Origin of the sequence: Peribacillus simplex NBRC 15720 = DSM 1321, assembly GCF_002243645.1 — a bacterium.
Taxonomy (GTDB): domain Bacteria; phylum Bacillota; class Bacilli; order Bacillales; family DSM-1321; genus Peribacillus; species Peribacillus simplex.
This window is the reverse complement of record NZ_CP017704.1, coordinates 2,578,899-2,597,383: the sequence shown is the minus strand read 5'-3', so window position 1 is coordinate 2,597,383 and position 18,485 is coordinate 2,578,899. Positions and strand designations below refer to the sequence as shown.

Annotated in this window: 18 protein-coding genes and 4 tRNA genes; 1 reads left to right on the top strand and 21 read right to left on the bottom strand. The window is 41.0% G+C overall.

The window, feature by feature from the left end; genetic code table 11:
* Positions 1-5: 5 nt before the first annotated feature.
* The 17 genes from yycF to BS1321_RS12345 form a co-directional block, all read right to left on the bottom strand.
* Positions 6-713 carry a response regulator YycF gene (gene yycF / locus BS1321_RS12425; protein ID WP_034316131.1) on the bottom strand — a complete coding sequence of 236 codons (708 nt, stop codon included), beginning with the start codon at positions 711-713 and terminating at the stop codon, positions 6-8.
* A gap of 279 nt (positions 714-992) precedes the next feature.
* A complete protein-coding gene (locus tag BS1321_RS12420; protein WP_063234296.1) occupies positions 993-2,411 on the bottom strand; it encodes a peptidoglycan DD-metalloendopeptidase family protein in 1,419 nt (472 codons plus the stop codon).
* Between the two features lie 410 nt (positions 2,412-2,821).
* Positions 2,822-2,894, bottom strand: a tRNA-Phe gene (locus BS1321_RS12415).
* Between the two features lie 26 nt (positions 2,895-2,920).
* Positions 2,921-2,996 (bottom strand) — tRNA-Asp (locus BS1321_RS12410).
* A 23-nt stretch (positions 2,997-3,019) separates the two neighbouring features.
* A tRNA-Glu gene (locus tag BS1321_RS12405) sits at positions 3,020-3,091 on the bottom strand.
* 8 nt (positions 3,092-3,099) lie between these two features.
* Positions 3,100-3,175 (bottom strand) — tRNA-Lys (locus BS1321_RS12400).
* Between the two features lie 280 nt (positions 3,176-3,455).
* Positions 3,456-4,748, bottom strand: a complete 1,293-nt coding sequence (locus BS1321_RS12395; protein ID WP_063234297.1) for an adenylosuccinate synthase — start codon at positions 4,746-4,748, stop codon at positions 3,456-3,458.
* A 289-nt stretch (positions 4,749-5,037) separates the two neighbouring features.
* On the bottom strand, positions 5,038-6,402 hold the full coding sequence (gene dnaB, locus BS1321_RS12390; protein WP_063234298.1) for a replicative DNA helicase: 1,365 nt from the start codon (positions 6,400-6,402) through the stop codon (positions 5,038-5,040).
* Between the two features lie 140 nt (positions 6,403-6,542).
* Positions 6,543-6,992: a 50S ribosomal protein L9 gene (rplI, locus tag BS1321_RS12385; protein WP_063234299.1), complete on the bottom strand. Its 450-nt coding sequence runs from the start codon at positions 6,990-6,992 to the stop codon at positions 6,543-6,545.
* Entirely contained in the window at positions 6,989-8,959 is a 1,971-nt protein-coding gene (locus BS1321_RS12380; RefSeq protein WP_063234300.1) for a DHH family phosphoesterase, read from the bottom strand. Before BS1321_RS12380 ends, rplI begins: the two co-directional genes overlap by 4 nt.
* 41 nt (positions 8,960-9,000) lie before the next feature.
* Positions 9,001-9,948 carry a YybS family protein gene (locus BS1321_RS12375; protein ID WP_063234301.1) on the bottom strand — a complete coding sequence of 316 codons (948 nt, stop codon included), beginning with the start codon at positions 9,946-9,948 and terminating at the stop codon, positions 9,001-9,003.
* Between the two features lie 233 nt (positions 9,949-10,181).
* Positions 10,182-10,421 carry a 30S ribosomal protein S18 gene (gene rpsR, locus BS1321_RS12370; protein ID WP_053348323.1) on the bottom strand — a complete coding sequence of 80 codons (240 nt, stop codon included), beginning with the start codon at positions 10,419-10,421 and terminating at the stop codon, positions 10,182-10,184.
* Positions 10,422-10,468: 47 nt separating this feature from the next.
* A complete protein-coding gene (gene ssb, locus BS1321_RS12365) occupies positions 10,469-10,996 on the bottom strand; it encodes a single-stranded DNA-binding protein (protein ID WP_057914129.1) in 528 nt (175 codons plus the stop codon).
* Positions 10,997-11,064: 68 nt separating this feature from the next.
* Positions 11,065-11,349: a 30S ribosomal protein S6 gene (rpsF, locus tag BS1321_RS12360; protein ID WP_034316153.1), complete on the bottom strand. Its 285-nt coding sequence runs from the start codon at positions 11,347-11,349 to the stop codon at positions 11,065-11,067.
* A 187-nt stretch (positions 11,350-11,536) separates the two neighbouring features.
* On the bottom strand, positions 11,537-12,637 hold the full coding sequence (ychF, locus tag BS1321_RS12355; RefSeq protein WP_063234302.1) for a redox-regulated ATPase YchF: 1,101 nt from the start codon (positions 12,635-12,637) through the stop codon (positions 11,537-11,539).
* A 166-nt stretch (positions 12,638-12,803) separates the two neighbouring features.
* The gene (locus BS1321_RS12350) at positions 12,804-13,001 is read right to left on the bottom strand and encodes a DUF951 domain-containing protein (RefSeq protein WP_034316158.1); all 198 of its coding nucleotides are present in this window, start codon (positions 12,999-13,001) and stop codon (positions 12,804-12,806) included.
* Between the two features lie 20 nt (positions 13,002-13,021).
* Positions 13,022-13,858 (bottom strand): mechanosensitive ion channel family protein, encoded by an 837-nt coding sequence (locus BS1321_RS12345; protein ID WP_063234303.1) that lies wholly within the window; start codon positions 13,856-13,858, stop codon positions 13,022-13,024.
* 392 nt (positions 13,859-14,250) lie between these two features.
* Here BS1321_RS12345 and yyaC point away from each other — a divergent pair, with 392 nt between their 5' ends.
* A complete protein-coding gene (gene yyaC / locus BS1321_RS12340; protein ID WP_063234304.1) occupies positions 14,251-14,886 on the top strand; it encodes a spore protease YyaC in 636 nt (211 codons plus the stop codon).
* A gap of 52 nt (positions 14,887-14,938) precedes the next feature.
* Here yyaC and BS1321_RS12335 read toward each other — a convergent pair whose 3' ends face one another.
* The 4 genes from BS1321_RS12335 to noc form a co-directional block, all read right to left on the bottom strand.
* Positions 14,939-15,640 (bottom strand): DUF554 domain-containing protein, encoded by a 702-nt coding sequence (locus BS1321_RS12335; RefSeq protein ID WP_063234305.1) that lies wholly within the window; start codon positions 15,638-15,640, stop codon positions 14,939-14,941.
* A gap of 55 nt (positions 15,641-15,695) precedes the next feature.
* Positions 15,696-16,556 (bottom strand): ParB/RepB/Spo0J family partition protein, encoded by an 861-nt coding sequence (locus tag BS1321_RS12330; RefSeq protein WP_063234306.1) that lies wholly within the window; start codon positions 16,554-16,556, stop codon positions 15,696-15,698.
* Complete coding sequence (locus BS1321_RS12325; protein ID WP_063234335.1) at positions 16,549-17,310, bottom strand: ParA family protein; 762 nt, start codon at positions 17,308-17,310, stop codon at positions 16,549-16,551. Before BS1321_RS12325 ends, BS1321_RS12330 begins: the two co-directional genes overlap by 8 nt.
* Positions 17,311-17,569: 259 nt before the next feature.
* Positions 17,570-18,430 carry a nucleoid occlusion protein gene (gene noc / locus BS1321_RS12320; RefSeq protein ID WP_063234307.1) on the bottom strand — a complete coding sequence of 287 codons (861 nt, stop codon included), beginning with the start codon at positions 18,428-18,430 and terminating at the stop codon, positions 17,570-17,572.
* Between the last annotated feature and the right edge of the window lie 55 nt (positions 18,431-18,485).

The following is an 18,485-nucleotide window of genomic DNA, read 5'->3' as shown; positions in this document are numbered from 1 at the left end:
AGAAACTACTCCTGTTCAGGGTTACGCAGGTAATAACCGACCCCTCTTCTAGTTACAATCCAGCCAGGATGGCTTGGATTGTCTTCAATCTTCTCACGAAGACGTCTGACCGTTACATCAACCGTCCGTACATCACCAAAATAATCATAGCCCCACACGGTTTGTAATAAGTGCTCCCTTGTCATGACCTGACCAATGTGCTTCGCTAAGTAATGAAGCAACTCAAATTCGCGATGCGTCAATTCAATCGTATCGCCCCGCTTGGAGACCACATAGGCATCCGGATGGATAGTAAGTGTTCCTATCGTAATTTCCTTCGGTTCATTTTCTTGATCGGGAACCGGCACAGCTTGCTGACGTCTTAAGTTTGCCTTAACGCGGGCAATTATTTCCCGGGTACTAAATGGCTTTGTCACATAGTCGTCTGCACCAAGCTCCAATCCTAAGACCTTATCTATCTCCGAATCTTTTGCCGTTAACATGATGATCGGCGTTTCATACTTCTTCCTTACTTCCCTGCAAACTTCCATTCCGTCGCGCTGCGGTAGCATGATATCAAGTAAAATCAAATCAGGTTGCCGTTCTTCTACCATTTTGAGGGCTTCATTGCCATCATAAGCACAAAAAACTTCATAGCCTTCTTTTTTTAGATTGAATTGTAATATATCAGCAATTGGCTTTTCGTCATCCACTACCAGAATCTTTTTATCCATGTACTTATCTCCTTTTTAATAACTGAACTGAATCTATTAAAAACCGTGTCCTTATCCGGGACCTTATTCACTTTTCCTTCTGCTTACACCAAGCTGGCAACCTAATTCAGCAAAGATATATATATATACCCAATAAAAGGGGCTGAACACCGGAATGAAAGCAAAATGTCTCTATTCTACTTTATCATTTTATAGGCATTAAATCACCTTTTTCCTATTATTCTCATCTATGTATGAAGCAGAAGAAGTCTTCGAATATTTTTCGAAGACTTCCAGCGATTACTGACTTATATAGTTTAGCGGATTAACGAGAGACCCGTTTTTATATATTTCAAAATGGAGGTGGACACCAGTCGAGTGCCCTGTTGAACCCATCATACCAATTTTCATGCCTTTTTCAACCTTTTGTCCTGCTGTTACATCTATTGAATCCAAATGGGCATACACTGTCTTATACCCATTATTATGATTGATCGTTATCTTATTTCCATATCCTCCGGAGTTTCCGGCAGTTTCGATTATCCCATTATCTGCTGCCGTTATGGTCCTGGTGGTTGGCCGGGCAATATCAATACCTTTATGAAGTTTCCCCCAGCGCTGGCCCTGCTTACTGGAAATATAGCCCCCATCTGCAGGCCATGAATATGTACCGCTGCCCTGTGAAGGAATGACCTTCGTGCCTTTTCTAGTGATTTCTGTTTTGGCTTTTTCCGTGACTTCCTTATTTACGATCGTTTCACTGATTTTCTTTCCGTTTGTTTCAGATACATTATAGGTGAAAGCAAGAATCCCCTCATTCCCTATTTGTTCAGTAATGAGTTCGCCCTTAGGAAGTTCGTCATCCTCCTTCACTTTCTTTTCAAAAGGAATCCTCTCTTCCTTAAATACTTCTCTTTCTACCATTACGTTCACATAGGGGGTACGCTGGGTCACATAGAGACGCTCGCCCTCTTTAACACCTTTGTTCTCATCCTGTCCCGGATTTAGCTCCAGCAGTTGATCCAGGTCCATATCATGCCTAGTGGCAATGGCTTCAAGTTCCTCATCTTCCTTAGCCTCATAGATCGTCGTTTCTTCCTTTCCTTCTTCTATCATGGAAAGGGTTTTATCGACGCTCTTGATTTCGTCCGGATTTACCATTGTCTCTTTAAACGTAAAGGGATGTGAAAACTGGATGTCCAGAATTCTACTTCCTGGCTCTTTTAACGAATCCGCATCTTTTTCACTATCTTTATTACCTGATTCGTATTCAGCGTATTCCTCTTCATTTACATATAATAAAGTGATTTTCTTCAGAACGTCCTCGGCATCATCCTTTGACGCAACATAAGCGACCGCCTGATTATCTATGTCGATTTCATACGCCTCTGCCTTCACATTCAACTGATCTTGAATTCCCTTAACAGCCTCATCCTCTTTTACCTTTTCATCGAATACCTCTTCAGGTACAAACGTCAGCTGTGACTCCCTATCGAATGTAAAGTCAGGATAATCATCCTGTGCTTCTTCTACCTTATCGGCTACGATCTTTTCGATTTCCGTTTCATCCGTCACACTTCCGACGAACTCATCATTAAGATAAACATGATGTATGGTTGTAGTTTCCGATAGCCCAGCAGCAGTTGCCCGATTTCCTGCAAGCACTAAAATGACGGAAACCATCAACAGGATGATCCCCTTACCTTTCAAGCTAAACATATATTGTCCTCCTTAACGGCTCAGTCACCAATTAAGAAACTAATCAAATTTATTTTGAGTTTTATTAGTCCAATTTAAATATCCACATGCTTATGACTGATTTCTATAATGATTTTTATCACTCATAACTCTACCATATTAAGAAAAAAAACAAGAAACAGACTTCATAATGTAATAGAACTGTATAAATGGTGACAACATGTACCAATAAATATGGTAATGAGGAAAGTTTAATAAACTGCGGAAAAAGGAGTGGACCTAAGCCCAGTAAGGTTAAAAGCGAGTTGTATGCCGAGTTGGTTAAAATTGGTATGTTACAAATCGTTAACAATCTATTAACAAGATTTCATTCAAAATACAACGGACGCAAAACAAAAAAACGCCCTAAAGGAAAGGCGTTTTTAAAAGGATGGCTCAGGACGGAATCGAACCGCCGACACAAGGATTTTCAGTCCTTTGCTCTACCGACTGAGCTACTGAGCCAAATATTCTATTTTTAAAAAATAAAATGGCGGTCCCGACGGGAATCGAACCCGCGATCTCCTGCGTGACAGGCAGGCATGTTAACCGCTACACCACGGGACCAGTAAAGCATTTATATAAAGAAGTGACCCATACGGGATTCGAACCCGTGTTACCGCCGTGAAAGGGCGGTGTCTTAACCGCTTGACCAATGGGCCGGAAAAAATGGTGAGCCATGAAGGATTCGAACCTTCGACCCTCTGATTAAAAGTCAGATGCTCTACCAACTGAGCTAATGGCTCGTTCTAATGAAATGTTTCTTTGCAGGATGTGAACTTCACATCTCCATGCAGCTTGTTAATGGCTTGTTCTATTGTGACGACGCTTTTTATAATATCATGGTTAATATAGTTTAGGCAATAGTTTTTTGAAATTAAATTAATTTTTTTTATCTTTTTTCATTTTCCCTACTGTTTCAATCCATTTATTCGGTATCCAGGACCTCCCGAACGTGAAATATAATGCATGGATCTTAATAATGAAAGAAGAGCTGGCAAAAAAAGCCAGCTCCTTTTTCATAAATTACGCTAGACGCCAAGGGCTTCTCACGATATTAGTTTGGTTACGGTCAGGACCGACAGAGAAAGTGGTCAAAGGAATGCCTACCAATTGAGATACGCGCTCTACATAGTGGCGAGCGTTCTCTGGAAGCTCATCCAATGATTTGCAACCTGTGATGTCTTCTGGCCAGCCTGGAAGCTCTTCATAGACTGGTTTACATTCGCCAATCGCTTTCAAAGTCGCTGGAACCTCATGAATGATCTCGCCTTTGTAATCATAAGCCACACAAATTTTGACCGTATCAAGACCTGATAATACGTCAATCGAGTTCAATGATAAATCGGTAATCCCGCTGACACGGCGAGCATGGCGAACGACAACAGCGTCAAACCAGCCTACACGGCGCGGTCTGCCTGTAGTTGTACCATATTCACGGCCAATTTCCCGGATTTGGTTGCCGACTTCATCATGTAATTCTGTTGGGAAAGGACCATCGCCCACACGGCTTGTATATGCTTTACATACTCCAACCACATGGTTGATTTTCGTAGGACCTACACCAGAACCTATTGTAACTCCACCTGCAACTGGGTTAGATGAAGTGACGAATGGGTATGTTCCTTGATCGATATCAAGCATAACACCTTGTGCCCCTTCGAATAATACACGTTTTCCTTCATCAAGTGCGTCATTCAATACAACGGATGTATCACAAACATATTTCTGCACTTGTTGTCCGTACTCATAGTATTCTTCCAGGATATCTTCGATTTTGAAACCTTCCGTTTCATAGAAACGTTCAAACATACGGTTTTTTTCGACAAGATTTTGAGACAATTTTTCCTCGAAAATTTCACGGTCCAAAAGGTCTGCCATGCGGATTCCGTTACGAGCAGCTTTGTCCATATATGCAGGGCCGATTCCCTTTTTAGTCGTTCCAATTTTGTTGGCGCCTTTACGGTCTTCTTCGACTTCATCCAATTTGATATGGTAAGGAAGAATGACATGTGCACGGTTCGAGATACGAAGATTATCCGTACTCACTCCGTGGCTATGTAAATAAGCAAGCTCCTCTACAAGAGCTTTTGGATCAACCACCATACCATTTCCAATGACACAAATCTTATCACTATAAAAAATCCCTGACGGAATTAAATGCAGTTTATAGGTAACGCCGTTAAATTTTATTGTATGCCCTGCATTATTCCCACCTTGATAACGAGCGATGGCTTCCGCATTCTGGGATAGAAAATCTGTTATTTTACCTTTACCTTCGTCTCCCCATTGTGTACCGACTACTACAACTGATGACATCTGAATAAAGCACCTCCAAAGGTTCACGTAATACCGATCATTAACCGGTTCTTATCAAACAAACCTATTTTATCAATAATCCAAACTGGAAGTCAATACAAAATCCGAACAATACACATTTCAATAAATACTTCGTTCGTAAATATAAGAAAATTCTTTCCGGTTTTACATTGGGTTTTGGATTGTCAATCATTATTGTACCCTTTGATTTCTTTTTCTATTATCATAAGGCCCTTTCTTTTTCCCAAAACAAAGAAGGCCCGCCATTGCATGAATGGCAGGCAGTTCCCTATGCTCCGGGAGACATCGAATCATCATCGAAGCGACGTTCAAGGTTAACGAATTTATTATATTCTTTTACGAAGGCAAGCGAAACCGTGCCTACTGGACCATTACGCTGTTTCGCTATAATGATTTCGATGATATTTTTATTCTCGGATTCTTTATCATAATAATCATCACGGTATAAGAATGCGACGATATCGGCATCTTGCTCGATACTCCCGGATTCCCGGATATCAGACATCATCGGGCGCTTATCCTGACGCTGCTCCACTCCCCGCGATAACTGGGAAAGGGCGATGACGGGCACTTTAAGTTCACGGGCGAGCGCTTTGAGTGAACGTGAAATCTCGGATACCTCTTGCTGACGGTTGTCGCCTGAACGACCATCGCCTTGAATTAACTGCAGGTAATCGATCAATATCATGCCAAGGCCATGTTCCTGCTTCAAACGACGGCATTTTGAACGGATTTCACCAATCCTCACACCTGGCGTATCATCGATATAAATGCCGGCATTTGACAAGCTTCCCATCGCCATCGTCAGTTTACGCCAATCCTCATCAGTTAAGGAACCTGTCCGTAAATTCTGAGCGTTGATATTCCCTTCAGCACAGAGCATACGCATAACGAGCTGCTCTGCACCCATTTCAAGACTGAAAATCGCTACATTCTCCTCCGTTTTGGTCGCAACGTTTTGAGCGATATTCAATGCAAAAGCGGTTTTACCAACTGAAGGACGGGCACCCACTATAATGAGGTCATTACGTTGGAACCCTGCTGTCATTCGATCCAGTTCAGCAAACCCTGTCGGTATTCCCGTGACATCCCCTTTACGGGTAGTCAAAACTTCTATGTTATCGTACGTCGCAACCAATACATCTTTAATATTTTGAAAAGACCCGGAATTTTTACGCTGGGCCACTTCCATGATCGTTTTTTCTGCTTCCCCGAGCAGCTCCTCGACCTCGTCCTCGCGACTGTAGCCTTCCTGAGCGATGTTGGTCGCTGTCCTGATCAAACGACGCAGCAATGACTTCTCCTCGACAATGCGGGCATAATATTCAATATTGGCCGCGGTTGGCACCGATCCGGCCAATTCACTTAAATAAGAAACGCCGCCAACCTCTTCAAGGTTTTTTGTCGCAGCCAGTTCCTCTGTCACCGTGATCAAGTCGACAGCTTTTCCTTCGTCATTCAACTTAAGCATCACATTAAAGATTTTTTGATGAGAGCTTCTGTAAAAATCCTCTGGAATCAAAACTTCCGATGTAACGGTCAATGAAGAGGGCTCAAGAAAAATGGCTCCTAGTACAGCTTGTTCTGCTTCTATATTTTGAGGGGGAATCCTATCCTGAAATTGTTCTATCATATCTTAAAACCTCCCATTCTAAGAGGATACCTTTTATATGTTTCTAGTAAAAAAGAAAAAAGTGAAAGGACAACATGCCCAATCACATTTTTCGTCTATCTCTATTTTATCAATTTTTCACAGATATGAAACAACTAAAATTAGTTAATTTCTTTCACATGCACAGTCAGTGTCGCAGTGACTTCAGGATGAAGCTTGACTGGAAGCTTTGTATGCCCTAAAGAACGGATGCCGTCAGCAAGCTCCATTTTACGTTTATCAACCTTGATACCGTGTTTTTTCTGAAGCTCTGATGCAATTTGTTTAGTCGTGATGGAACCGAATAAACGCCCGCCCTCACCGGCTTTGGCAGATAGTTCAACCGTTAATTTCTCCAGCTGCACTTTCAATTCTTCAGCATGCTGCAGCTCTTCTGCTGCAAGTGATTCTTCTTTATTTTTCTGAGCTTCCAATGTTTTTACATTTGTATTATTTGCCTCAACGGCCAATCCTTGTTTAAGCAGGAAATTATGTGCATAACCATCAGCAACATTTTTAACTTCCCCTTTTTTCCCTTTACCTTTAACGTCTTTAAGAAATATTACTCTCATTCTTTTTGTCCCCCTTCTAAATATTCATCAATAGCTGTTTTTAATCGACTTTCGGCTTCATCAATGGAGCATACCTGTTGAGTGGCTGCATTTGTTAAATGTCCGCCTCCATTCAACATTTCCATGATCACCTGTACATTTATATCACCAAGAGAACGGGCACTTATGCCAACTGTATCATCAGATCGCTTAGCCATTACAAAGGAAGCGACAACGCCATCCATGGTCAATAGGGTATCCGCAGCCTGAGCAATGAGCACCTGATTATGAACCTGATCGGTTTTTGCCGCGGCAATGGCAATTCCCTTTTTATAAAAGATGACTTCTTCAATGAGCTTCGAACGTTTGATATAGGTGTCCACGTCTTCTTTTAAGAATTTCTGGACAAGTACCGTATCAGCTCCATGCGCCCTTAGATAAGAGGCTGCATCGAAAGTACGTGAACCTGTTCTTAAGGTGAAGCTTTTCGTATCGACAATGATACCTGCAAGAAGCGCCGTCGACTCCAGCATATCAATCTTTGAGCGTTTCGGCTGATATTCAAGCAGTTCGGTTACAAGTTCTGCTGTTGAAGATGCATATGGCTCCATATAGACGAGCAATGAGTTCTTGATGAACTCCTCACCCCGGCGATGATGGTCTATGACTACAACCTTATCGATCCTATTCAATAACCGCTCTTCAATTACCATGGAAGGTTTATGTGTATCGACCACAACCAGCAAGGTCTCATCCGTAATCATTTCAAATGCATCATCAGGTGTTATGAACCGGGCATACAGTTCTTCTTTATTTTTGATCTCTTCCATTAATCGAAGGACACTGCTATCGAGCTGCTGGGTGTTAATGACAATATAGCCTTCACGTTCATTCATTTGGGCAACTTTCAAGATGCCGATCGCTGAACCGATTGCGTCCATATCCGGGTTTTTATGGCCCATGACAATGACTTTATCGCTATCAAGGACTATATCCTTCAATGCATGGGAAATCACACGGGCACGGACCCTCGTGCGTTTTTCCATCGGATTCGTTTTGCCGCCATAGAATTTCACTTTTCCATTCGCTTGCTTTATGGCTACCTGGTCACCGCCACGTCCTAAAGCGAGATCCAAGCTGGACTGTGCAAGCGTACCTAGTTCCGGCAAGGATGACACGGCTGAGCCGACACCGATGCTCAGGGTCAATGGTACATTTTGCTTGGCCGTCGTTTCCCTGATTTCATCCAAAATCGAGAATTTCCCCTTTTCAAGCTGCTGAAGGATATGCTCATTAAAAACAGCGATGAATCGTTCCGAGGAAACCCGTTTAAAGAAAACGCCATTATCCCTTGCCCATTTATCAAGAAGTGAGGTAACCAAGCTGTTAATGCTGCTTTTACGCTGATCATCCATACCCTGTGTCAAATCATCATAGTTATCAAGAAGAATGATCGCAATTGCCGTTCGCTCATCTTCATATAATTTCTCAATTTCCACTTGCTCCGTCACATCAAAAAAGTAAAGAAGCCTTTCCTCACGCTTATGGACCACCTTGAATTTCCGATCATGGAGCGTAAGCGTCTCTGTCTCGATCTCTTGCTTGATTAACGGTACTATCGAGTCCGCAACATCGTATAGCGATCTTCCTGCCAAGGAGTCTTCACTAAAACAAGATGCCAGGAATGGATTGGTCCATTCAATGTAATAATCCTCATTAAAAAGCATGATCCCAATCGGCATTTCCAATAACGCTTCCTCGCCTACCTTCTTTAAACGGTAGGATAAAGTCGTTATATACTCTTCTGTCTTTCGTTGCTTTTTTTCTACCATTCTTAATGTTAAATAAAATAAACCAGCAAGAATCAATAGTCCAACAAGTGCAATAACCCAATTATAATAAGCCAGTACGCCCAAAAGTAAAACGACCGCGGCCAGCACCCCATATAAGGGGGACTTAATCGAGTATTCTTTCAAATAAGATGGCATAGTTTCAGCTCCTAAAAGCATCTGTTTTACAAAAAAGTCTTCTATTCCTTTTTCTTGATTGTCTCCCTAAAAGGAAAGCCTAAATCTATTATACCTAAAAATCGGACGGCCGTCGTAATAATCGGAATCGGCAGAAGCAAAGAAAAAACCACGATTAAAACAGGTATGGCCTTAACCCATGACTTAACATGAGCGATATAGAATATCAGCGAATATCCTTGTAATAAAATGAAAAACTGCAGTATGAAAAATAGGTTCGTTATGGCCATATATACAAAACTGTTCTTGTCCGTATTCACAAAAAGAGCAAGAAGCATCGTAATTAAATAATACCATAAAAGGCTTTTCGGGAGTCGCAGATCTCGAAAATGGGGCCATTTTAACGCCTTATCACTGAATCTCTTCACAATGGGGTGCGCCGCAAAGAAAATCAATAAAACCATGATGACGGACATCAAGACGAACAAACTTGGCATAAGCGTGTTCATCATATCGATTGATTCATACATCCGCTTTTTGACTTGTTCCGTCGGTGCCTGTCCAAAAGAATCCATGATGCCGATTGTATTTTCAATGGACCCCTCAAGAATGTTCATCGATTCTTCTATGTAATTAACATCCGTTATCAATACGGAAGCTGCATATATTAATAAAATGCCTCCAAGGAAGACAAGGACTGCACTTATGAACATAGGTGCCATCGGTTTGTCCTTTTTTAAAAAATAGCCGATCGCAATTCCCGTTGCCCCCATGAGCAAGGTCAGCGGAACAGACAATATCGTCCCGATAAGGATTGACAATAAAGAAGCTACAAATAAGTAACCAAGGCTCCACGATAACTTTTGTTTGATTGTGACCAGTATGAATGGAATGGGTAAAAAGAAAGTAGTGAAAATACCCAATAGTGGGACTTGGATGGTGATGAACAATAAAATGCAATATAGTGCCAGAAGGGCTCCGCCCTCGGCAATTCGTCTCCCGCTATTCATCCTTTTTCACCCCCTGTTATTTTTAATGTCTTTTCTCCATCTTTATATTGTATCCGTTACGGCCAGGATATTTCAAACATCACATTCTTTTTTAGGATATGATTATTTTTTCTAAGGAAAACGCTTGGATAACTTCCTTTTTAAATTTAAAAAACCGCAATTCAGCGGTTTTCATGGATAAGGGACAAGTAAAAAAAAGCACATTAAGGATAACTCCTCAATGTGCCTTTTTATTATTCACCAGATACGTATGGTAGTAATGCCATAGTACGTGAGCGTTTGATAGCAATCGTTAATTTACGTTGATATTTAGCGCTTGTGCCAGTTACACGACGTGGTAAGATTTTACCGCGTTCTGAGACGAATTTTTTTAGAAGATCTGTATCTTTGTAATCAATTTTAGTGATTCCGTTAGATGTGAAATAACAAACCTTTTTACGCTTACCGCGTCCTTTACGTCCACCCATTGCCATAATAATTTTCCCTCCCTGCATTTTGAATTTTCATTTTAAACGGCTGCTTAAAATGGAAGATCGTCATCTGAAATGTCGATGGTCTTACCGTCATTTGCAAATGGATCATCATCTACACGAGTGTAGTTGTTATTGCTCCGTTGATTCTGATTAGGATTTTGTCCATACGAGTTGTTGTCATTTCCGTTATTATTGCCATAACTTTTTTGACCGCCACCGTAAGAACCGCCTTCATTTCTTTCACCCGCTGAACTGCTTCGTGGTTCAAGGAATTGAACGCTCTCAGCCAGAATCTCCGTCACATATACGCGTTTGCCGTCTTGTCCTTCATAATTACGTGTTTGGACACGTCCATCCACGCCAGCCAAACTGCCCTTTTTCAAGAAGTTAGCTACATTTTCTGCCGGTTTACGCCAAACTACACAGTTAATGAAATCCGCTTCACGTTCACCCTGCTGATTCGTAAAACCACGGTTCACAGCTAAAGTAAAGGTAGCTACGGGAACTCCATTAGGTGTATATCGTAATTCAGGATCTTTAGTTAAGCGTCCTACCAAAACTACGCGATTCATCATCAGAATCAACCCCTAGGTTTCAAGCTTGTTTCTATGAAACAAGATTAGAATTTATATTAAATATCGAATTATACTTCTTCTCTAGTAGCCATGTGGCGAATAATGTCTTCACTGATTTTAGCAAGACGATCGAATTCTTGAATCGCAGCACTTTCAGCGTTAACTTTAAGAAGCATGTAGTAACCATCACGGAAATCATTGATTTCGTATGCAAGACGGCGTTTACCCCATTCTTTTGCTTCTACTTCCGCACCATTATCAGAAAGGATTGTGTTGAAACGTTCAACTAAAGCTTTTTTAGCTTCTTCCTCAATGTTTGGACGGATGATATACATAATTTCGTATTTTCTCATCACTGTCACCTCCTTTTGGTCTAAGCGGCCCAATTGGGCAAGGAGCAATTATTTATAATTACTCACAAGATAAAATTATAGCATAGTTAAAGAGGCTTTGCAACGAACGCTTCGACTTATTACAATTAATTGAAATGGAATGAATAAAGAAAAGACCCTACATATCGAACTGTAGGGCCATTCATTCTTATACGTTAAAACGGAAATGGATGACATCGCCATCGTTAACGATGTATTCTTTTCCTTCCAAACGAACTTTTCCAGCTTCTTTTGCAGCACCATGACTACCCGCTTCAAGCAAATCGGTATAAGAAACAGTTTCAGCACGAATGAAGCCACGTTCGAAATCCGTGTGGATGACGCCAGCACATTGAGGGGCCTTCATGCCTTTACGGAATGTCCAAGCACGCACTTCCTGAACACCAGCGGTAAAGTATGTGGCCAATCCGAGCAAGTTATAAGAAGCACGGATCAATTGGTCAAGACCTGACTCCTCGATACCAAGTTCAGATAAGAACATTTCCTTTTCTTCACCTTCAAGCTCGGCAATTTCTTCTTCGATTTTGGCACAAATCACGATTACTTCCGCGTTTTCATTCGCAGCATAATCACGCACTTGTTGCACATATTCGTTATCGTCGGCATTAGCCACTTCATCTTCGCTAACATTCGCTACATAAAGCGTCGGCTTCGCAGTAAGCAAATGCATGCCTTTGACGATTTTTTGCTGTTCTTCAGTGAACTCAACGGAACGGGCTGGTTTTTCTGCTTCCAATGCCGCTTTCAAAGCGACTAGAATTTCGTGTTCAGCCAATGCGCCCTTATCTTTTTGCTTGGCCATTTTTCCGACACGGTCGATGCGTTTATCAACCGATTCCAAATCGGCAAGGATCAATTCAAGATTGATGACTTCGATATCATCAATCGGATTCACTTTCCCGGATACATGGGTAATATTATCATCAGCAAAACAACGGACGACTTGACAAATTGCATCCACTTGACGGATATGGGAAAGGAATTTATTACCCAATCCTTCTCCTTTACTTGCTCCTTTTACAATCCCGGCGATATCCGTGAACTCAAATGCTGTCGGAACCGTCTTCTTCGGTTTTACCAATTCAGTCAATTTTTGCAGACGGTGATCTGGCACTTCCACAATCCCGACATTTGGGTCGATCGTACAGAAAGGATAGTTGGCAGATTCCGCACCTGCCTGAGTAATTGCATTAAATAAAGTGGATTTACCTACGTTAGGCAAACCGACTATACCAGCTGTTAAAGCCATTTATATTTCACTCCTTCAAGATAATTCGTACATATGGAAAAGAACTGATCTTCTATAAAGACCATCCAATTACCTAAACCTTTCCCAATTATAGATTTCGCTTCCTAAAAAGACAAGTAAATCATTGAGATGACAGAACTACTTTCACTCCAAAAAAAAAGCATGATCATTCCTCATGCTTTTGCAGAACTTTTTTCATTTTCTTCGCGAATTCACGTCGGGGCAGCATCACGCTATGACCGCACCCTTCACATTTTATCCGGATATCCATACCGAGCCGTATAATTCTCCACTTATTCACTCCACAGGGATGTGGTTTCTTCATTTCCACAATATCCTTAAGTGCAAATTCCTTTTCTTCCATATCCATGAGCCCCCTAATTCCTATGACTCGCTGCCATTGTACGTAGATTTAATCCCACTTGAATCAAGCGCAGCACTTATTTCTTTTTTTAATATCCTGCTGATTTCAATGTGATGCATCGGCTTTGTTTCCGCTTTAATCCGAAAGACGATTTCTTCAGGACTGATTTTTTCAATTCCCAAAAATTCAGGTGCTCTGACCAGGGCTTCGTATTTACCTTCCATACTGTTTAAAAGATCAATCAGCACCTTCTCAGCACGCTCGACCGATCCATCGTTAGGTATGGTCACATCAACGACAGCCATACTATTTAAAATGGAATAATTCGTAACCTGGATGATGCTGCCGTTAGGTATGAAGTGCAATTCACCTGCACCACTTTTAATTTTCGTAGTACGAAGCCCGATTTCAATGACTTCCCCTTCAAAAGTATTGATTTTAATATAATCCCCAACCGAGAAATGATCTTCAAAAATAACGAAAAATCCTGTAATTATATCCTTGACCAGACTTTGAGCACCAAACCCAACTGCCAAACCAAGAATACCAGCTCCCGCCAGCAAGGCCTTAACATCGAATGAGAAAATTTCAAGAATCATTATCAAGGCAATGAAATTGATAACGTAAGTTACAATATTTTCCAACAACTTAATGAGTGTCGTTTCTCTACGCTCTGAAACACGAATGGGGCTTCTTAAGCGAACCGCGAAAAATTTACTTATAACCGTCTTTCCTATTCTAATAATAATACGCGATAACAACAGAACAAGGAAGATTTTAATAATGCCCTCGCCCATCAGCAACCATATCTTTTCGTCCAATATCTCTTTTGTAACGTTATCATAAATGCGATCCATATTTTCCTCCTGCCTAATGCAAATAACTGCAAAACTTTTATATCTTCCATATGATTTTTTCCCATATAGACGTATTCCTCTACCCTTCATGCATTGAGATAACCATGAATTAGAGAGATTTTCTCTATTTTATCAATAAATAATGGTTTCTGTACAAAAAAAATATGGGTATATAGGTAAAAGAATTAGAAGTTTTTCCCTAAATATTCAAGTAATTATTTACTAGAAAGTATAAATGAAAGCAATTGGTAGAGGAAGAACGTCGATTCATATCCCCTTCACCTGTTTGCATGTTCTACAAAAAATTCCCTCATCCAAAATGTTAAATACCGTATATTTTCCCCTTTTTATCCGTATACTGTAATACCAAATAAAGTAAAGGAGTTGAGCCGATGAATCTGAATTCTAGTCTATTTAATAATAATAAAAATAGATTGAGTCGCATCCTGCATGAAGATACGGATGCATCCAAACAAATTTCCCAGGAATTAATCAACCTCCTACCAACCGGAAAGCTTCAACCAATCGTCATCGTCTGTATAGGCACAGACCGTTCCACAGGCGATTCACTCGGACCACTTGTCGGCACTCTGCTTAGTGAGAAAACTGAAAACAGTTCTTCTTCATTCCATGTTTATGGTACTCTGGATGATCCTATACATGCGATGAATTTACAGGAAAAATTAAATGAAATTAAAAAGATTCATGCCAATCCCTTTATAGTCGGAATCGATGCTTGCTTAGGGAAAATGAAAAGTGTCGGCATTGTTCAAATCGGCCAGGGACCAGTGAAGCCAGGTGCTGGGGTCAATAAAGATCTTCCTTCCGTTGGAAATGCCCATATTACAGGAATCGTGAATGTAAGTGGATTCATGGAGTTCATGGTCTTGCAGAACACACGTCTTAATCTTGTGTTAAAAATGGCCAAAACCATTGCCGAGGGGATTTATGAAGCACAAAATCATTATCCAATAAAACCTTCCATCACTCCTTTCACATGGTCATTCAAGCAAGAAAAAACCCTTTGATCGTTTTTTGCTAATCAAAAAAGAAGGAAGGGGTCATCCCCTTCCTTCTTTTTTATACATAATACATGAAAGTAACCAGAATGGCGGTGATCATTATGCCTGGAAGCAGATTCGCCACCCTTATTTTGGTGACACCGATAATATTCAATCCAATTGCCAAAATCATGACTCCCCCAGTTGCCGTCATTTCCAATATGAAGGAATCCATTAAAGCAGTTGGGATCATCGTATTGATCTGCATTGAAAAAATCGCTATGAATCCCTCATAAAGAATGATCGGAAATGCTGAAAAAAGTACACCTATGCCAAGCGTGCTGGCGAGAACCAGTGCTGTAAATCCATCGATGATCGCTTTTGTTATCAAAACGTCATGATCATTCCGGATACCGCTATCCAGGGCACCGATAATGGCCATCGCCCCAATCCCAAATATGAGCGTAGCCGTTACAAATCCCTGAGATATCGAAGTTCCTTCCTTCGCTTTCATCCTGCGTTCAATCCAATTACCTAAAGAATTAAGCCTACCCTCAAGATTCATCCATTCACCTAGGACAGCCCCTCCGACAATACTTAAAATGACAACAAGGAAATTATCGCTTTTAAACCCCATCTGCAAACCTAAGACCATGACGGCTAAACCGATACCGCTCATGACCGTTTCTTTTATCTTTTCAGGTATATGTTGTAAAAACCTTCCTAAGATCGAACCGATTAAAATGCAGGCACCATTCACCAAAGCCCCTAATAATACCATCTCATCCACCTAATTTTCTGCATAAGTCGTCACAGTCTTTTCATAAAGGGGATCTCTAAGAGGAAAGGTTCTCTTGATCGATCAAGTTCAAAATTCTCTCTAAATCTTCTTTTGAAAAGAATTCTATTTCTATTTTTCCTTTTTTCTTGCTTTGTTTTATCGTTACGCTCGTTCCTAGTCTTTCACGCAGACTTGTCTCCCGTTGCTTTATGAATATATCTTTTTTATCTTGTTTCTTGGATTTGGTTTCACGTGAAACGGTATCATTCAATTGATGTATATATTGCTCTAGCTGTCTGACATTCATACCCTCTTTGAGGATTTTATCCACTACCGGCTTAAGCAGCTCTTTTTTCTTTAAACCTAGCAATGCCCGGCCATGCCCCATGGAAATTTCCCCGTCAGAGATATATCTCCTAATCCCTTCAGGCAAAGATAGTAATCTAACATGGTTTGCTATATGGGGTCGACTTTTACCCAGCCGATTGGCCAACTGCTCCTGGGTAAATTCCAATTTTTCAAGAAGCGTTTGATACGCGGTAGCCTCCTCGATCGGATTCAAATCTTCCCGTTGCAGGTTTTCCAAAATCGCCAGTTCCATCATCTGCTGTTCACTCAATTCCCTAACAACGACAGGAACTGTCTTCAAACCAGCTTCCTTGGCAGCACGATAACGCCTTTCCCCAGCCACGATTTCATATCCCTTAATACTTTTCCGGGCAATAATCGGCTGTAATATCCCGTGTTCCATGATAGATTGCTTTAATTCCTCTATAGCTTCAAGCCTAAAGCTCTTTCGGGGCTGATAAGGATTTGGCCTTAATTCCCTTAATTTGATTTCGCACACGATTTCATCTTTACTGATTTCTCCACTGTTGAAAAGTGCGTTAAGTCCTTTGCCAAGCCCTTTAGCCATTTGATACCACTTCCTTTGCCAGTTCTAGATAGACCTCCGCTCCTCGTGACTTTGGATCATATATAATTATCGGTTCTCCATGGCTCGGTGCTTCACTCAAACGGACATTGCGGGGAATGATGGTTTGATAGACTTTATCCTGAAAGTATTTTTTGACTTCTTCTATGACCTGGAGACCTAAATTTGTTCTTGCATCCAGCATCGTCAATAACACACCCTCGATTTTCAAATCATGGTTCAAATGCTTTTGGACGAGGCGGACCGTATTCAATAGTTGACTCAAACCCTCCAATGCATAATATTCACATTGTACCGGAATCAAAACTGCATCAGCGGCAGTTAAGGCATTAAGCGTAAGTAAACCCAATGATGGAGGACAGTCAATCACAATGTAATCATATTGGCTTTGTACATCTTCTAACGCCCTTTTTAATCGGACTTCCCTTGAGATGGTTGGAACAAGTTCAATTTCTGCACCTGCAAGTTGAATAGTCGCAGGTATAGCATATAGGTTTTCTACCTTTGTTTCCATGATAACGGTACTGGCCTCGACATCATCAACCAATACATCATAAATACATTGTTCCACATCTGCTTTGTCAATACCTGCACCGCTTGTCGCATTTCCCTGCGGGTCAATATCGACCATTAAGACTTTCTGTCCTATGTATGCAAGACAGGCACTTAGACTGACAGAAGTTGTCGTTTTTCCAACACCGCCCTTTTGATTGGCAATGGCGAGAATCTTACCCACGAATTCACCTGCTTTCAACTATCTTCATCACGCTATATCGATTGGTTTTTACCGTAAATCCATTTATTTCTTTCTATTTTATCATGAATGTTACTGGAAGAAATCGTTTTCTTTAATTCCTCTTAAAATTTGGAATATATCTAAAAGCATTAAAAGTTCGGGAAAAGTTGAATGTTTTCAGGGTGGAAATACTAGTTTTGGAGAGTAAATAAAAAAAGCTTGGTAATCGGAGACTACCAAGCGGGCTAAGGATAGGGAATCAAGATTTTTTCTTGGGTATTTTAATCGTGAACTGATAATACTCCTCGAATTCTTCTTCCTCTGCATCCAAATTTATTCCATTGTCTGTAACCATACTGAGTGATTGGCGTATGGTATTCACGGCAATCCTCATGTCTTTACTAAACGCTTTTCGCTTAGGTTTCGGCTTCTGCACAGTACCCGTTAAGAGCTTGACGACCTGCTCTTCGGTCTGCTTGACGTTTAACCCTTTTTCGATGATTTCCATAAGCAGTTTAAGCTGCTTTTCAGGACTCTTTAACGGTATCAACGAGCGGGCATGGCGTTCCGTAATTTGCTTTTGAAGAAGTGCATCCTGAACCTCTTGTGGCAGCTTAAGCAGCCGAAGCTTATTCGCCACGGTAGATTGGCCTATTCCCAGTCTTTGTGCCAGAGCTTCTTGGGTTAAACTATGCAGCTCCAATAGTTTTCCGTAAGCCAAAGCTTCTTCAATCGGTGTCAGTTCTTCACGCTGAAGGTTTTCTATCAGCGCAACGGAAGCCGTTTCTGTATCGGTGAAATCTTTGATTATAGCAGGTGCCAATTCCCAGCCAAGCTTTTGCATGGCACGGAAACGACGCTCACCTGCAATGATTTCATATTTTCCCTGACCATAAGCCCTTACTACAATCGGTTGAATGATCCCATGTGTATGAATCGTTTGAGCCAATTCAGCAATTTTATCGTCATTAAAAACGGTCCTTGGTTGAAATCGATTAGGCACAATATCAGAAATGGAAATTTTTCTTATCTCTTCATTATTATTGCTAGGTGTCTCCATCTCTAGTTGCTCTTCTTCCTTTTCGCCAAACCCAAAGAACCGCGAAAAAGGATGCTTCATCTTCCTACACCACCTTTTAAAACTCCCAAATAACATATTCTCTATTTAAAGGACA

What these genes read in the sequence shown, in the direction of transcription:
- noc (WP_063234307.1), bottom strand. Translation starts at nt 18,430, where the DNA reads ATGAAGCATCCTTTTTCGCGGTTCTTTGGGTTTGGCGAAAAGGAAGAA.
- ssb (WP_057914129.1), bottom strand. Translation starts at nt 10,996, where the DNA reads ATGATGAATCGCGTAGTTTTGGTAGGACGCTTAACTAAAGATCCTGAA.
- BS1321_RS12335 (WP_063234305.1), bottom strand. Translation starts at nt 15,640, where the DNA reads ATGGTATTATTAGGGGCTTTGGTGAATGGTGCCTGCATTTTAATCGGT.
- BS1321_RS12345 (WP_063234303.1), bottom strand. Translation starts at nt 13,858, where the DNA reads ATGGATCGCATTTATGATAACGTTACAAAAGAGATATTGGACGAAAAG.
- yyaC (WP_063234304.1), top strand. Translation starts at nt 14,251, where the DNA reads ATGAATCTGAATTCTAGTCTATTTAATAATAATAAAAATAGATTGAGT.
- rpsF (WP_034316153.1), bottom strand. Translation starts at nt 11,349, where the DNA reads ATGAGAAAATACGAAATTATGTATATCATCCGTCCAAACATTGAGGAA.
- rplI (WP_063234299.1), bottom strand. Translation starts at nt 6,992, where the DNA reads ATGAGAGTAATATTTCTTAAAGACGTTAAAGGTAAAGGGAAAAAAGGG.
- ychF (WP_063234302.1), bottom strand. Translation starts at nt 12,637, where the DNA reads ATGGCTTTAACAGCTGGTATAGTCGGTTTGCCTAACGTAGGTAAATCC.
- BS1321_RS12380 (WP_063234300.1), bottom strand. Translation starts at nt 8,959, where the DNA reads ATGCCATCTTATTTGAAAGAATACTCGATTAAGTCCCCCTTATATGGG.
- BS1321_RS12420 (WP_063234296.1), bottom strand. Translation starts at nt 2,411, where the DNA reads ATGTTTAGCTTGAAAGGTAAGGGGATCATCCTGTTGATGGTTTCCGTC.
- dnaB (WP_063234298.1), bottom strand. Translation starts at nt 6,402, where the DNA reads ATGATAGAACAATTTCAGGATAGGATTCCCCCTCAAAATATAGAAGCA.
- yycF (WP_034316131.1), bottom strand. Translation starts at nt 713, where the DNA reads ATGGATAAAAAGATTCTGGTAGTGGATGACGAAAAGCCAATTGCTGAT.
- BS1321_RS12395 (WP_063234297.1), bottom strand. Translation starts at nt 4,748, where the DNA reads ATGTCATCAGTTGTAGTAGTCGGTACACAATGGGGAGACGAAGGTAAA.
- BS1321_RS12375 (WP_063234301.1), bottom strand. Translation starts at nt 9,948, where the DNA reads ATGAATAGCGGGAGACGAATTGCCGAGGGCGGAGCCCTTCTGGCACTA.
- rpsR (WP_053348323.1), bottom strand. Translation starts at nt 10,421, where the DNA reads ATGGCAATGGGTGGACGTAAAGGACGCGGTAAGCGTAAAAAGGTTTGT.
- BS1321_RS12330 (WP_063234306.1), bottom strand. Translation starts at nt 16,556, where the DNA reads ATGGCTAAAGGGCTTGGCAAAGGACTTAACGCACTTTTCAACAGTGGA.
- BS1321_RS12350 (WP_034316158.1), bottom strand. Translation starts at nt 13,001, where the DNA reads ATGGAAGAAAAGGAATTTGCACTTAAGGATATTGTGGAAATGAAGAAA.